13 protein-coding genes are annotated in these 14007 nt (G+C 59.3%); 6 read left to right on the top strand and 7 right to left on the bottom strand.

From position 1 onward, the window contains the following. Positions 1 to 21 precede the first annotated feature (21 nt). Complete coding sequence (locus V4U88_RS05735) at positions 22 to 1125, top strand: glycosyltransferase (RefSeq protein WP_334072303.1); 1104 nt, start codon at positions 22 to 24, stop codon at positions 1123 to 1125. After that, entirely contained in the window at positions 1122 to 3755 is a 2634-nt protein-coding gene (locus tag V4U88_RS05730) for a glycosyltransferase (protein WP_334072302.1), read from the top strand. The genes V4U88_RS05735 and V4U88_RS05730 overlap by 4 nt, the downstream gene beginning before the upstream one ends. A 222-nt stretch (positions 3756 to 3977) precedes the next feature. Here V4U88_RS05730 and V4U88_RS05725 read toward each other — a convergent pair whose 3' ends face one another. The 3 genes from V4U88_RS05725 to V4U88_RS05715 all read right to left on the bottom strand — a co-directional run bounded on the left by V4U88_RS05725 (position 3978) and on the right by V4U88_RS05715 (position 6212). Then, positions 3978 to 4661 carry a DUF559 domain-containing protein gene (locus V4U88_RS05725; RefSeq protein ID WP_334072301.1) on the bottom strand — a complete coding sequence of 228 codons (684 nt, stop codon included), beginning with the start codon at positions 4659 to 4661 and terminating at the stop codon, positions 3978 to 3980. A gap of 120 nt (positions 4662 to 4781) precedes the next feature. Next, a complete protein-coding gene (locus V4U88_RS05720) occupies positions 4782 to 5900 on the bottom strand; it encodes an LCP family protein (protein ID WP_334072300.1) in 1119 nt (372 codons plus the stop codon). Between the two features lie 18 nt (positions 5901 to 5918). Further along, positions 5919 to 6212, bottom strand: a complete 294-nt coding sequence (locus tag V4U88_RS05715) for a hypothetical protein (protein ID WP_334072299.1) — start codon at positions 6210 to 6212, stop codon at positions 5919 to 5921. Positions 6213 to 6750: 538 nt separating this feature from the next. Here V4U88_RS05715 and V4U88_RS05710 point away from each other — a divergent pair. The 3 genes from V4U88_RS05710 (at position 6751) to V4U88_RS05700 (ending at position 8930) form a co-directional block, all read left to right on the top strand. Next, entirely contained in the window at positions 6751 to 7701 is a 951-nt protein-coding gene (locus V4U88_RS05710; protein WP_334072298.1) for a 1,4-dihydroxy-2-naphthoate polyprenyltransferase, read from the top strand. Between the two features lie 96 nt (positions 7702 to 7797). After that, a complete protein-coding gene (locus V4U88_RS05705; protein ID WP_334072297.1) occupies positions 7798 to 8133 on the top strand; it encodes a hypothetical protein in 336 nt (111 codons plus the stop codon). Beyond that, complete coding sequence (locus tag V4U88_RS05700; protein WP_334072296.1) at positions 8127 to 8930, top strand: gfo/Idh/MocA family oxidoreductase; 804 nt, start codon at positions 8127 to 8129, stop codon at positions 8928 to 8930. Before V4U88_RS05705 ends, V4U88_RS05700 begins: the two co-directional genes overlap by 7 nt. 90 nt (positions 8931 to 9020) lie before the next feature. Here V4U88_RS05700 and V4U88_RS05695 read toward each other — a convergent pair whose 3' ends face one another. Then, positions 9021 to 9536: a hypothetical protein gene (locus V4U88_RS05695; RefSeq protein WP_334072295.1), complete on the bottom strand. Its 516-nt coding sequence runs from the start codon at positions 9534 to 9536 to the stop codon at positions 9021 to 9023. 286 nt (positions 9537 to 9822) lie between these two features. Between V4U88_RS05695 and V4U88_RS05690 the strand changes: the two genes are divergently transcribed. Next, entirely contained in the window at positions 9823 to 10011 is a 189-nt protein-coding gene (locus V4U88_RS05690) for a hypothetical protein (RefSeq protein ID WP_334072294.1), read from the top strand. 67 nt (positions 10012 to 10078) lie between these two features. On the opposite strand, the gene V4U88_RS05685 is transcribed toward V4U88_RS05690, so the two are convergent. The 3 genes from V4U88_RS05685 to V4U88_RS05675 form a co-directional block, all read right to left on the bottom strand. Beyond that, complete coding sequence (locus tag V4U88_RS05685; RefSeq protein ID WP_334072293.1) at positions 10079 to 10207, bottom strand: DUF4023 family protein; 129 nt, start codon at positions 10205 to 10207, stop codon at positions 10079 to 10081. A gap of 118 nt (positions 10208 to 10325) precedes the next feature. Next, on the bottom strand, positions 10326 to 12176 hold the full coding sequence (locus tag V4U88_RS05680) for an ABC transporter ATP-binding protein (RefSeq protein WP_334072292.1): 1851 nt from the start codon (positions 12174 to 12176) through the stop codon (positions 10326 to 10328). Then, positions 12173 to 13891 (bottom strand): ABC transporter ATP-binding protein, encoded by a 1719-nt coding sequence (locus V4U88_RS05675; RefSeq protein ID WP_334072730.1) that lies wholly within the window; start codon positions 13889 to 13891, stop codon positions 12173 to 12175. Before V4U88_RS05675 ends, V4U88_RS05680 begins: the two co-directional genes overlap by 4 nt. Positions 13892 to 14007: the final 116 nt, after the last annotated feature.

Genomic DNA, 14007 nt, shown 5'->3' with positions numbered 1-14007 from the left:
GGGAAGGGGAGGGCGAAGCCAATGAAAATCGCCTATCTGATGCACTGGAATGAAGGGCCGGAGAGCGGGGTGTTTAAAAAAGTAGCCGCCCAAATGGCCGAATGGACCGCGCTTGGCCATGAAGTTCGGCTGTTTTTATTTACCCGGCGCTGGAAGGGTGAGGGGCATGAGGGAGGTGAGGCGATCCTGGCCGATATCCCGCTGGTCACCCAAACCTACGGGAAAGGGCATAACAGGTTTGCCGCTTTCCGGATGCTCCTCACCCGCTTGGAGCAATGGGTCCCGGACGCCGTGTACCACCGGTTTGACCTTTACTACGCCGGACTCCCCCGGTTGCTTCGGCGCTTTCCTTCCATTTTGGAAATCAACACGAACGATTTGGCGGAGATGCGCCTCGGAAGCAAAATCCGCTACCTGTACCACCGGTTGACCCGCGGGCTCGTGTTGCGCAGTGCGGGGGGCTTCGTTTATGTCAGCGGGGAGATCGGAGAGGTGCCCCATTTCAAAAAATACGACCGGCCCAAAGAGGTGATCGGCAACGGTTTTGCGTTGAGCAGCGCCTCTCCGTCGCCTCCGCCTCCTTCGGACCGGGTCCGGCTGATCTTTATCGGCACCCCGGGCCAACCTTGGCATGGCGTGGACGAGATTGCGGCCTTGGCCCGGCTTCGTCCGGATTGGCATTTCGATATGGTGGGGCTTCAGCCGGGGGATGCGGCGGACGGGTCTGCACCGCACAATATGGAGTTTCACGGCAGGCTGGCCCGGATGGATTATGAACCACTGCTGCGGCAGGCGGATGTAGCCATCGGCTCCCTGGCCTTGTACCGGAACCGGATGAATGAGGCCTCTCCCTTGAAAGTCCGGGAGTACCTGGCCTATGGGCTGCCGGTCATTATCGGGTATAAGGATACGGATTTTCCGGAGCCCGTTCCCTTTATTCTGGAATTGGCGAATGAAGCGGGAAGTACGGCGAAGGAGCTGGGGGAAATCGAAAGCTTTGTGCGCAACTGGAAAGGCCGCCGCGTTCCTGCCGGTGAAGTGCTGCATCTGGATACCGCTGTGAAGGAGGCTGCCCGGGTCCGCTTTATGGAGCGGATCGTGAGGAAAGGCGGCGACAAGCCTTGAATCTGCAGCTCATTCTGATCGCGCTCTTGCTGCTTAGCGCAGGGGTGTTCTTGATTCAATGCATTACGCAAGCGGGGATGAAAATCGACGCGGCTTACGTTATCGGGTTTTGTACCTATTTTGATATGTTCGGATTCTTGTACAAAAAGGTATTGCCGGGGAACGCGCTGTTTCTGCTGATTGCCGTTCCGCTCATTCCGGCGCTTCTCGCCTGGTTCGGCAAGAGTCACGCCCCTCGCGCGCTGCTTCGCGATCCCGGAATCGGGTTATGGGGGGCGGTCTTTCTGTTATCGACGGCAAGCGTGGCCTGGGCGCCGGCCGATGCGGGGGGATTGACGAAAATCGCGATCCTGTTCATCCACGCGGCGATCCCGGGGATCTACGCCTACATCCTTTACAGGAGGTACGCGAAATTCTCCTGGACGGTGTTTGCCTTGTTCGGCCTGGCTTTTGCGGCCACGCACCTGGCGCTCGGCGAGTATTCGCCCGAATATCCCGGCCGCTTGTCTCTCCCGGGCAGCAATCCGATCTTCAATGCCCGCATGTCCCTTATCACGATCACCGTTTGCCTGTGGGCGCCGGGAATTCCGCGCCTCCTTCGGTTCGCGGCCATCGCCGCGGCGGCGGCTTCCGCCCTCGCCACGGAGTCCCGCGGACCGGTCGCCGCGTTCGCGATCGCCAATGTGATGATATTCGCTATGCTGCTCTACAGGAAGTACCGACGGGGCGAACTCCGCCACTTGGACCGCTATGCGGCGATCTTGACGGCGCTGCTGGCAGGGACGGGCTTCGCCGCCGTCAATTATTCGGCCGAGCTGGAAGCGTGGATCAGCGGGAGCCGCCTGTCCATTTTTATGAATCTTGGCGAGTTGACGGGGGACGCCAACTTCCTCGGCAGAGTGGATCTGCAGCGGCGGGCGCTGGAGCATTGGACCGAGCAGCCCTTTATAGGGGGCGGAGTGGGCAGCCTCTCGCCGCCGGCCGTCCGCGATCATCCGCACAATGTGGCGCTGGAAATCGCCGGGGAGCAGGGGGTGGCCGGACTATTGGTCTGGTCCTTCGCGTTTCTGTATGCCCTTTGGGCGGCACGCCGCCAGGCGGTGCTGCTGGTTCTTCTCCTGCAGACGATCGGAACCGCGATGATGAGCGGAGACTTCGGCTTTAATTTCGAATACGTCCTGTTTGCGTTTCTCGCCTTGGCGCTGGCCCCGGCCGGAAGAACGGCATCCGTGCCGGACTCGGGGCCGGCAGCCCTGAAGATGACGGCGGACTGGGCGTGTTCGTCGGAGGTGGCCGTGGGAAAGGCTGCCGAATCGGTCCCGGATTTCGCGAACCCGTCCCGGCCCGACTTATGGGCGGAGTGTGGGGACTCACCTTTAATTCCTGAACCAAGGAGATGCTCACGAAAAATGCGAAAAATCATGTTCCTATTAACCGGTCTCAATTATGCCGGCGCCGAAACGCAGGTCGTTCAGCTGTGCAGGGGCTTCCGGGCGCGGGGCTGCCAAATCGAGGTCGTCAGCATGCTTGAGCCCGCGGCTTATTTGGAGGAACTGCATGCGATGGGGATTCCGGTTCATTCGCTCGGCATGAAAAGAGGCGTTCCGGATCTCCGCGCCATCGCTCGGCTGCGCCGGCTTGTCGCGGCCTTCCGGCCGGAGATCGTCCACAGCCATCTGGTGCATGCCAACCTGCTGGCCAGAGTCACCCGCCTGTTTGTGCGGATGCCCCGGCTGATTTGCACGGCGCATAACCGGAACGAAGGTGGGCGGCTGCGGGAGCTCCTGTACCGGCTGACCGACCCGCTGTGCGACCTGACCACCAACGTCAGCCGGGACGCGGTCGACCGCTACATCGAGCGCCGCGTCGTTCCGGCGCGGAAAATCCGCTATGTGCCGAACGGAATCGACACGGCGCAGTTCAGGCAAGCGGCGGGCCGGCATCGCGCCGAACTCCGGGGCAGCCTTCTCCGCGAGCTTGGCGTGGGCGAAGGCGAAGGTGAAGGTGAAGGCGAGGAAGCGTTTCTTTGGCTGGCCGCCGGGCGCCTCGCCCCGGAGAAAGATTACCGCACGATGCTGAACGCCTTCGCCCTCGCCGCTGCCGCCGGAGCGGAGCCGCAAGCGTCCGCTTCCCCGGCGCTGCTCATCGCGGGCATCGGTCCCGAGCGCGCGGAGCTGGAGGCGCTGTGCCGCTCGCTCGGCATAGAGCGGCAGGTGCATTTCCTCGGGATGCGGCGCGACATTCCCGAGCTGATGGCGGCGGCGGACGGCTACGTCATGTCCTCTCTGTGGGAGGGCATGCCGATCGTGCTCCTGGAGGCCGCCGCGAGCGCCCTCCCGATCGTCGCCACGGATGTCGGCGGCAATCGGGAGGTGGTCCGGGACGGCGAGAGCGGCTGGCTCGCCGCCCCGAACGATCCCCGCCAGCTGTGCGAGCGCATGCTGGCGCTGATGGCCCTGACGCCCATCGCCCGCAGGGAGATGGGGGAGCGAGGCCGCCGCTACGTGGAGGAGCATTTCGAGCTGGAGGTCGTCCTCGACAAGTGGACGGACATCTACGAGCAGCGAGGTCATGGCCGCGGCCGCGGCAGGGTTGAACCGCCCACAGCGTCCGCTGTGGAGGAGGCCTGATGGTTTGCAAATTCCTGCAAATCTGCAGGAATTTTTTCTTTCTTCGGCCCGAAAGATGAAATGCCTGCAAAAATACATCAATTTCAACCGCCTGGTCCCGAAACGCTCTGCTGCGCCGGAAAAGGATGCAGATTTGCAGGAATTTGCGGATGGGGCCATCCATTGGCCGAAAAAAGATGCACATTTGCAGGTTTTTGAGCCTCACCCTCACCCCACCCTCACTCACAAACGCAGCATGGCGCCCGGGAGCATGGCGTATTTCACGACATGCTTGCCGCCCCGGCCCGTTATGGGGCTGAGCAGCCCTTTGCGGCAGAGCGACTCAAGATGCCGGACGGCCGTGCGGTGGTTCAGGTTCAACCGGGCCGTCACATCGCGGGGGCGTACGGGCCGGGCGAGGAGGCAGGCTAGCCGGAGAATTTCCCGCTCCGCCACATGTTCAAGCCGGTCCGGCGCTGCCGAATCGGCTTGAAACCGCCCCAGCACCAGCCTGAGTAGAGTCATGCAGAGCTCCGGGCGCTGGGCGACGTCATCATAAGCGAACGAAATGACTTGATACCCCATCGCCGTAAGGAAAGTTTCCCGGTTCAGCTCGTTGCAGTATTTTTGCCGATCCATATCGCGTACGTGCGGTCCAAACCCCTTGATTTCAAAGATCAGTTTAAGCGCCGATGTAATGTAGGCAAAGTCGCAAAAATAAGAGAGCCCCCGCCAATCCAGCACCTCAAACTCCGGGTGCAGCCCCGAAAAATCCCCTTGAACCGGCCACCAGACATTTCGGCAAAATAGCTTCTCGGCCTCCCGGTGGCCGCGTCCCAGGCGGCCTTTGCGTTCTCCCTTTCTTTTTTGCAGGTGTTCTTTGATAAATGCATCATGCGCTTCCTCGAAACGATCCAATCTCTTCATCCTCCTTTGGAAGAACAAAAAAACGTCCCGCTCCATTCGTTAAGAATGAATCGGGACGTGCTTCGTCTTTAAGGCTATTATACCGGCCGTTGTGGCGGCGTGCCAGATAGAAAAAGTTTTTTACTGTTGCTTTTCGTCGGCCGCGGGCTTTCCGTGGAGCAGCTCTTTCGCGAGTTTTTCCCAAGCCGGCGCATCGGGCATCCAGTAATAGAGTTCGTTCTTGACCAGCGGGTCCCACGCTTTGCCGCTATGGCCGGGGAGCTGGTCATACCGGAATTGCTCCTCATTCAGATCTTTGGCGAGCCAGGCCAAGCTGATCAGGTCGCTGTCGCGCAAATTGGTGTCGAGGACGTCCTCGCGGACTTGTTCGATCAACGCGGGAAGATTCTTCAGGTTTTTCGGTTGAATGACGCTGTGGACGATCTCTTTGAGTACCATAGCCTGGTTGGCTTGTCTGCCGGAATCCCCTCCGGGAAGCGACTTGCGCTCCCGGACCAGGTCCAAAGCTTCGGCGCCGCTTAAATGATTGCTCCCTGCGGGCAGGGTCATATGGGCATAGGTCAATTTGACGGGGGCGTCCAGTTGGACATCCAGTCCGCCAAGGGTATCGATAAAATGCTCGAAGCCTTCAAAATCGGTTTTGATGTAGTAATTGATCGTGCAGGAGCAGAGGTTGCTGACGGCCTGAATGGCTGCTTTTGTACCGGAGCGGGTGTTGCCGTGCAGTTCGCCCAGCGCGTGGGCATGGTTGATCTTGGTGTAGCCGATGCCGGAGAGGGGAACGCGGGTGTCGCGCGGGATCGAGACCAGGTTAATGCGCGGCTGTTCGGGATCGACATGCGCCAGCATGATGACATCGGTGCGGGAGGCTTCCCGTTCACGGGCGTCCGTGCCGAGAATCAAAATATTGAACCCCGCCGGCTGTTGTGACCGTATGGACGGGTCTTTTGCCGGCTGGCCGGGACCGTCGGAACCGTCGGAACCGGTAGATCCGTCACTACCGGCAGATCCGTTGCCCCCGGCCCTTGCAGCGGCATCGGCCCCGGCCTTTGCCATAGCGCCCGCCGGTTTGTTCCCGGCGGCATCGGCCGCAGCCGTGTCCGGCGTCGCCAGCACGGGGATCTCCGCCTGGCGGAAATGCCGGGAAGGCTCAAACTTCCCGTACGCATAAAGGCCGGCCCCCAGCAAAAGGAGCAGGAGCGCGGCCCCCCAAAGCATCGCTTTTCTCCGGAATTTCATCCTGGCGGAAATCCTCCTCTATTGATCGCTTTTGTTCCGGCGGTCGTAATAGATCGCGCCGAGCCACTGGCTCGCCGCAAACAGCACAACCAACCCGAGAACGAGCAGAAACCGATGATCTCCCTTTCTTAACAGGAGTTGGAGAAGAAACAGGGCTGCCGCAATTTCGGTCCACATGAGTCCCCGCTTGCGGAGCGCTTTGAAATCGTAGTCGCCCGTTTTCATTTTTCGCAAATTGATCCAGGCCACAACTACCAATATCACCAGAAAAATCAACGAGCCGATGAGGTCTTCTCTCGCAAAGGGGCCCATTCGTGTCAACCTCGCTTTAAGTGGTGTGAGTTACTGCATGTATGCATTGTATCTTATGGCGTAAGGGCCCGCAAACCGGAGCTTGGACAGCGTTAAAGTATCGCCGGACCGAGACCTGCTTCCTTAAAAATGCGAGTAATCATAGGTATGAAATTATTTTTTAAAAAATACCTGCAAAGAAACAAAGGCCAACGTTGTTAATGCTCACCTATTAACGGGAAAATATCCTGTTAAAATGTCCCTCTGGTCCTTTTGATCGGATTTAACTGGAAAAACTCCAACTATTACGTAGCCCGGTCGCCAATACATCCTATTTCATCTGAATTTAGCGGGAGGTTTTCCAACTAATTTACCCCTACTGGCGGGTAGCCACCCAAATAGCGGGAGAAAATCCCGTTGTTCGACGAATTGGACTCCGTTCATATGGAGGGGAACATCCCTTTGTGTAGTTTGTTTTGTCAAGGACTTTTCAGACAGCAGATATTTTAAAAATTAGATACCATCATTTTAAGAAAAGGCGATAGAAGGAATGATAGGAATGGCCATTCGGAAATTTTTCAAATTGGTGGAGATACAGACCAAAGCGGCCAGCATGATCCCGTTTTTGCTGGGAACGGTGTATGCGCTGTTCCGGTTTCAAGAGTTCCGGGCGCTGCATTTCGTGCTGATGCTGCTCTCGCTGCTGAGTTTTGATATGGCGACAACGGCCATGAATAATTATTTCGATTACAAAAAGGCGGCGAAAAAAGACGGCTACGGCTATGAAGTCCACAACGCCATCGTCCGATATAACATGAACCCCGGGGCCGTAGTGGCCGTCATTGTCATTCTGCTGCTCATCGCGACCTTGGCTGGGATCGCCTTGTTTCTCCAAACGGGTCTGCTCGTTTTGCTGCTTGGCGGACTGTCTTTTGCCGTCGGGATTTTGTATTCGTTCGGGCCTATCCCGATTTCCCGGATGCCGCTCGGCGAAATTTTCTCCGGCTTGTTTATGGGGTTCGTCATCATCTTTATTTCGGCTTATATCCACGCGGGTGAAAAGCTGGCTTCCTTGTCGCTTCGAGGCGGCACGGTACTGCTGCAGGTTCATCTCGCGGAGGCGCAGTTGATTTTTCTCGTCTCCATCCCGGCGGTGCTGGGTATCGCGAACATTATGCTGGCGAACAATATCTGCGACCTGGAGGAGGACGTGGAAAACAAGCGGTATACGCTGCCCGTCTACATCGGACGGCCCCACGCGCTGCGGCTGTTCCGGGTTCTTTACTACGCGGCCTACGCCGATCTGATCGTTTTATGGTTCCTGCGGGTGCCTCCGCTGCTTCTGCTTCTGGCTGTACTGACTTTAATTCCGGTATGTAAAAACATCTCCAAGTTCACGGCGAAACCGACCAAGCAGTTTACGTTTGCGCTCTCGGTACAGAATTTCATGCTGACGAATACGGCACGCATCGCCATTTTGGGGCTGGCCGTTTTGTTTACGATCCGGTAAACCGGGCCCGTCTCACGGGTCCCGGTTTTTTTGTAGTACAATGGAGATTAGAGACCAGTCAGTTGCGAAGAGGTTGTAATAAAGGAGATGGCAAAGATGGGGCAACATGAGGACTATGCAATCGGAAAATACGGCGGAAACGGAAGCGGGCAGCCGAGACGTAAAAAGACCGCTTTCGGAATCCTGGGCGGCGGCTGGCGGGCCGAATTTTATTTGCGCATCGCGAAAGCGCTTCCCGACGAGTTTGAAGTCGGCGAAATCTGGGTGAGGGATGAAGCGAAGGCCCGGGACTTGGAGACCCGCTGGGGCGTGAAGGCCACGGCCGATCTTGAAGGCTTTTTGGGCCGCCGCGGCTTCTCCTTCGCTGTGCTTCACGGAATACGGCACCCTCTTACATCGAGCGGCTGGCGGAGCTCGGCATTCCGGTGCTGACGGAGACGCCGCCCGCCGAAAGCCTGGAGGGCCTGCTCCGGCTCTATGACCGGGTCGGGCCGGCGGGCCGGGTGCAGGTGGCCGAGCAGTTCATCCACCAGCCGATGCATGCCGCGCGGCTGGCGGTCGCCCACTCCGGGCTGCTCGGCGGCGTGTCCCATGTCCAGGTGTCCGCCGGACATGGATACCATGGGATCAGCCTCATTCGGCATCTGCTCGGGATCGGCTTCGAAGACGCCGAAATCCGCGGAGAGCAGATCGTGAGCCCGCTGATCAAAGGGCCGAACCGTCATGGCCTGCCGCCGCAAGAACTCCTGACGGATTCCCGTCAGGACCTGGCGCTGCTGCGCTTTGGCGGCCGAACCGCCCTGTACGATTTCACCTATGATCAGTATTTCTCCCGGATTCGGGGCCAGCGGGTTCTCATCCGGGGGCACCGCGGTGAAATCGAGGGGCGTGAGGTCCGTGCTCTCCGCGATTACCGCACGCCTCTGGCCCTGGAACTGCGCCGGATCGACGCCGGGCAGGACGGAGCGTTGGAGGGCTATTTCCACGAGGGTGTCCTTTGCGGTGCGGAATGGGTGTACCGGAATCCGTTCCCGGGGGCGCGCCTAAGCGACGAAGAAATCGCTATGGCCGTTTGTCTGCGGAAAATGGCCGATTATGCCCAAGGCGGCCCTTCCTTCTACAGCCTGGCGGAGGCCTCGCAGGATCAGTACCTGAGCTTGCTTATGGCCGAGGCGATCCAAACGGGCCGTACCGTCGTTTCCGTACGTCAGCCGTGGGCGGCTACATAAGGCTGTGCCGGTGGTGGCCGGTAAAAGGCTTAAAAAAAGCCGGCCTCCCTTATAAAAAGCAGGAAACCGGCATTCCGCGCCGATGATTCGCTATCTGTTATAGTGCCTTTTCTTGGGGGCGATCATCACGCCCGCGCCGATGATAATTAAGGCAATCGCCAATACGGGTTGTCCGAAAATCATCCGGTTGTACAGCGTACCGAACGAAAATACGGCAAAGAAAAGCAAGGACAGCACGGCCAGAATGTTAATCGGGATCAGCAGGTATTTATTCCGGTTGCCGAACCAATAAAATTCAAACAGACCGACGGCGGGGGCGAGGATAAATCCGGGCCATAAATACTGCCAGCTGTCGAAGAGGGTGGCGACTTGGCACACTAAGCCGACCGTAAACAGAATACCTCCCGGGATCAACAACCCGGTGGCTCTCCTGTTCGTCATCGAGAAATACAGCCAGTGGAAGAGCAGCCCCAGCGGAATAATGAACAGGGTGGCCCAAAATGTCCCGAACAGCGTGCCCGTACTGATCGCTTCCTTGCGGAAGAAGAACAGGTAAAAACCGAGCAGGATCAGCACGGGACCGAGCCAGGTGGTTTTTTTACTCATCAAATTCGATCGCTCCTTTAGTCTTGATTCATCTTGTCACAGCATACTACAAAAATAGTAAGTCATCTTCGGTCTCTGGGGAAGTAAAATCCTGGACCTAAGTCCAGTTCATCCCGGCCTGATACCACAAACTATATAACCCTAAAAGGCCGCTATTATGATTTTCTGCGGACGCACACCGCTTTAGGGCGGAATAAAATACCCCTCCCTTTCAAATGCTAGAACCAGGCCAGAGTGCATGGAGGCTTGGTTCCGCAATGAATTGATCTCGGGAGGGCAAAAGCAAATGACGAACAAAGTCGAGAAGTACAACCGGCGGGTGGGCAACGGCAGCAGCAACGCTCAGAACGCCACTACCGGCAACGGGGGAGAAGGGCGGTCCGGAAGGCTGAGCCAGATCAAGAATCATTCCTCGACCAGCGGGGACACGCCGGACGAATTTATATCCGGCCGGGACAGCTATGATCACACTTAATTATCGGCAAAAAGCCGCCTCCTTCGCTTTATGCGGGGAGGCGGCTTCTCTTATCCTCGGCGTTCCGTTATTTTTGCGTACCGTGCTGTTTGGTCGGCAGCTGGCCCGCCGGGTTGCCTTTGGCGCGCTTGCGGTTGCGGTCGTCTTTCTCCTGTTTGTCGTGGACCTTCTCCACGAATTCATGCAAGTTTTCCACGCTGGTTCTCCCCTTTCGCAAGGATCAAAATAAGTGCTTCCCTGCGTTACTATGCCACAAACCAGCGGGTTTCATCCGTTAGCGAGGCCGTGGCCTGGCGTTTGGCGTGACCGGCGCATCAGCGGTCGGAACCGCCAGGCGCAACGCTCGGCTCCGGGGCCGCGTCCGAGTCTTCGCCGTGCCAGAGGCGGCGGAAGCTGTCGCTTGCGGCGAGCAGCTGCGGGGCCGTGCCTTCGGCCTCAATCGTGCCGTCCTTCAGCACGATGATGCGGTCCGCGTGCGAGAGCGCGGCCTTGCGGTGCGACACGACGAGGCAGGTCGCCTCGCCGCGGTCGCGGAAGAGCCGCTCCCACAGCTGCCGTTCGGTTTCGACGTCGAGCGCGCTCGACAGGTCGTCGAACACGTACAGCTGTGCGTCGCGCACGAGCATCCGCGCGGCCGCGGTCCGCTGGACCTGGCCGCCGGAGAGCTTGACGCCGCGCGGCCCGACCATCGTGTCGAGGCCGTCCGCGAGCTGCGCCACGTCGTCTTCCATGACGGCGGCGTGAAGCGCCCGCGGCAGGCTGTCCGCGGCTTCGGGCAGCCCGAGCAGGATGTTGGCGCGCAGCTTGTCGCTGTACAGGCGCGGAATCTGCGCCGTGTAGGCGCTCTGCGGCGGCACGAAGAAGTCGGCCGGCGCCTCCACCGGGCGGCCGTTCCAGCGGATCTCGCCGGATTCCGCCGGCAGGAGGCCGAGCAGCGATCGCAGCAGCGTCGTTTTGCCGGAGCCGATCATACCGGTGATCACGGTGAACGATCCGCGCTCAAGCCGCAGATCGATGCCCTCGATGCCCCGGCCCGTCTCCGGATAGCGGTAGGTGAGTCCGCGGACCTCCAGCACCCGCAGAGGCTCCGCCTGAACCGGTGCCGCCGCGCCGCCGTCTCCGGCGAACTGGCCGCCACTGCCCACGTCGGCCTCATCCTCGACAGGCCGCCGCTTCCCGATCCCGATATAGGCCGGGACGGTCAATATCCGGGCGGAGGCTCCCTGCAGCATGGTTTTCATGCGGCTGAAGCTGATCGCCATCTGTTTGTAAAAGGTCATAAAGTTGCCGACGTTCGAGATCAATTGGGTGACGAAAGTCAAATAATACACGAACAGGGACAAGTCGCCCACCGAGAACGTACCGCTGCGCATTTTGTAGCCGGCGAGAACCAGAATCAGGCCGGTGCCCAGGTTTACGGAATTCGTGAAGACGGAGGACAGCGCCTCGGTCATCAGCTTGTCTTTAACCATCGTCTGCCGCCGTTCGTCGCTGAGCACTTCAAACCGGCGCACGATTCGCGCTTCGGCCCCGGCGACCTGGATCGCCTGGACGTTCGAGAACATCTCGCTGATCGAGCTTGTTACCTTGGCCGTGGCCGCGCGGCTGGCCGCCCGGTATTTCTGGATGCGTGCCGTGGCCGCCTGCGCCGCCGTCACAACCAGAATCAAGGGGACGAACACAAAGAACGTCATCTGCGCGTCAATGGAGATCAAAATATAGCTGGAAACGATGACGAAGCCGACCAGGCCGAGCGTATCGACCGACCAGCTCACCGCTTCCTCGGTCTGATCGACATCATCCCGGAAGTTGCTGATCCCTTCGCCGGGCGAGAAAGGAATGGCCTTGGCGCCGGGCTGCTTCAGCACATGGGCCAGCATGTTCCGGCGCAGTAGAGTGCTGATGCGGAAGCGGAAACTGGCGTCGGTCCACATGCCCGCGGCGATCAGCACCACCCGCGCAAGCGCCGCTCCGACGAGCAGGGCGGCGATTCCCCACACGCCGTAAGGGAAGTCGTAGCTACCTTCGAGATCATCGAAGAAAGCCTTCGTGATCAGACCGGGAAGCAAGGGGGCCATATGAATGACGGTCCAGGCCAACAGATTGGCCAGATAGTAAACCGGTCGATAGGCCAGCAGTCTCCAGAAAAAATGCCGCGTCTTCATACCAACACCTCCTCGAGTCCGACGGCCAGCATCCGGCTGAACCGGGAATTCGGATCGGCGGCCAATTGTTCGCGCGGGCCGTGTTCGAGAATCCGCCCGTGCTCCAGGATCACAATTTCGTCGGCGCGCTGCACCGTCGCCAGCCGATGGGCGATCATAATGCACGTCCGCTCTTCGAGCAGACGGCTGATCGCCGTTTCGATCCGGTGTTCGGTCAGCGGATCCAGCCGGGACGAAGCCTCGTCCAGAATAACCAGCCCCGGATCGCTGAGGAAGACCCTGGCGAAGGCGAGCAGTTGGGCTTCGCCCGCCGAGAGGCTCCCTCCGCCGGAGGAGAGGACCGTGTCCAAACCGTCCGGCAGCGAACGGTACCACTCCTCCAGGCCGATTTCCTTCAGCACGGCGAGAATATCCTCGTCCCGAATCCGCTCGTCGAACAGGGAGAGGTTGTTGCGGACGGTCCCCTCCATAATTTCGATGTTCTGCGTCACCATCGCGACCCCGCTGCGCAGCTCATGCAGCTTGCAGCGGCGGATATCGACGCCCGCCAGCTCGATGCCGCCCTCCTGCGGGTCGTAAAACCGCAGAAGCAGCCGGGCGAGCGTCGACTTGCCGCTGCCGGTGCGCCCGAGCAAGCCGAGGGTTTGACCCGGCTTGAGCGCAAGATTTAGTCCGTGCAGGGTGGGCGCCTCGCCTTCTTCATAAGCGAAGGTCAGGTCACGGAAACGCACGGACAAGGGGCCGGGCGGCAGCGGAGCTCCCGGCCCGTCGGAAATCCGCGGCTTCGTGTCGAGCAGCTCGCGGACGCGGATCAGGCTGGCGTCGGCTTTTTGCAAATCCTCCAGTTGGCTGCGGATTTTCTCGATCGGCTTGGCCAGCAGCTCCGTATAGTAGAAGACCAGATAGATGGAGCCGATCGTCAGCTCGCCGCGCTTCCAGAGCCAGGCGCAGACGACAAAGGCGGCGGCATTGCCGAGCGCGAACACTACGATGGTGGTGCTCCACATCAGGCCGAAGCCGAGAAAAGCCCGAATCCGGACGGGAAGCATGCGCCGCGACAGTTCGTAGAAGCGGTTCATGACATAGCCGGCGGCGCCGTTGGCCCGCGTATCCTCAGTGCCCTCCAGATGCTCGCCGATGAAGCCGTACAGCTCGGCGTTTTGCGCCCGCCATTTTTTCCAGACGGGGACGTTGATCTTGCGGATCCATTGCAGAACAAAGCCCGCTCCGATGACGAACAGGGTCATGACGACGCCGATCCGGATATCTTCCCGGAAGAGCAGGAGAAGAATGCCGAGCATGAGGATCAAGTTGCCGAGTAAATGGATGATAAAGCTCGAAAAAAAGTTCGCGAGCGAGTTCACGTCGCCGTCCACCCGCTCGATCAACGTTCCTGACGTATGTCTCTTGTGAAAAGACATGTCAAGGGAGAGACAATGCCGCACCAGATCGGCCCGCAGCCGGTTGGTCGTCGTCCAGCCCAGGTTCTCGCTGTAGTAGGCGGCCCAGACGGACACGAGCTGCTGCACCAGTGAGAAACCGATGAAGACCACGGCAGCGTAATACAGCGCTTTCAGGCTGCCTTCCCCTTGGGCCGTGTCGATAAAATAGCGGATGATTTGCGGATTCACCAACTGCAGGACGATGGATGCCGTTAGAAGTACGGCAAGGGACCCAAGCAGCTTCCGCTGAGGAAAAACATACTTCCCAAGCATTTCCCGGTAATGGGCAAGGGAGCGCGTCCTTCGCTTCCGGGCTTCGTCAAGATTCTCGTTTTGTTCCGACAAAAGCGGACACTCCTTCCTCTTAATGGGGTTCCCCTATGTATGGC

The organism is Paenibacillus sp. A14 (assembly GCF_036864815.1).
Taxonomy (GTDB): domain Bacteria; phylum Bacillota; class Bacilli; order Paenibacillales; family Paenibacillaceae; genus Fontibacillus; species Fontibacillus sanfengchensis.
This window is presented reverse-complemented; position numbering and strand designations above follow the sequence as displayed.

Bases quoted from the DNA above. Each gene is read 5' to 3' on its own strand.
- V4U88_RS05735 (WP_334072303.1), top strand. From the start codon at position 22: ATGAAAATCGCCTATCTGATGCACTGGAATGAAGGGCCGGAGAGCGGG.
- V4U88_RS05725 (WP_334072301.1), bottom strand. From the start codon at position 4,661: ATGAAGAGATTGGATCGTTTCGAGGAAGCGCATGATGCATTTATCAAA.
- V4U88_RS05690 (WP_334072294.1), top strand. From the start codon at position 9,823: ATGACGAACAAAGTCGAGAAGTACAACCGGCGGGTGGGCAACGGCAGC.
- V4U88_RS05680 (WP_334072292.1), bottom strand. From the start codon at position 12,176: ATGAAGACGCGGCATTTTTTCTGGAGACTGCTGGCCTATCGACCGGTT.
- V4U88_RS05715 (WP_334072299.1), bottom strand. From the start codon at position 6,212: ATGGGCCCCTTTGCGAGAGAAGACCTCATCGGCTCGTTGATTTTTCTG.
- V4U88_RS05705 (WP_334072297.1), top strand. From the start codon at position 7,798: ATGGGGCAACATGAGGACTATGCAATCGGAAAATACGGCGGAAACGGA.
- V4U88_RS05695 (WP_334072295.1), bottom strand. From the start codon at position 9,536: ATGAGTAAAAAAACCACCTGGCTCGGTCCCGTGCTGATCCTGCTCGGT.
- V4U88_RS05710 (WP_334072298.1), top strand. From the start codon at position 6,751: ATGGCCATTCGGAAATTTTTCAAATTGGTGGAGATACAGACCAAAGCG.
- V4U88_RS05675 (WP_334072730.1), bottom strand. From the start codon at position 13,891: ATGCTTGGGAAGTATGTTTTTCCTCAGCGGAAGCTGCTTGGGTCCCTT.
- V4U88_RS05720 (WP_334072300.1), bottom strand. From the start codon at position 5,900: ATGAAATTCCGGAGAAAAGCGATGCTTTGGGGGGCCGCGCTCCTGCTC.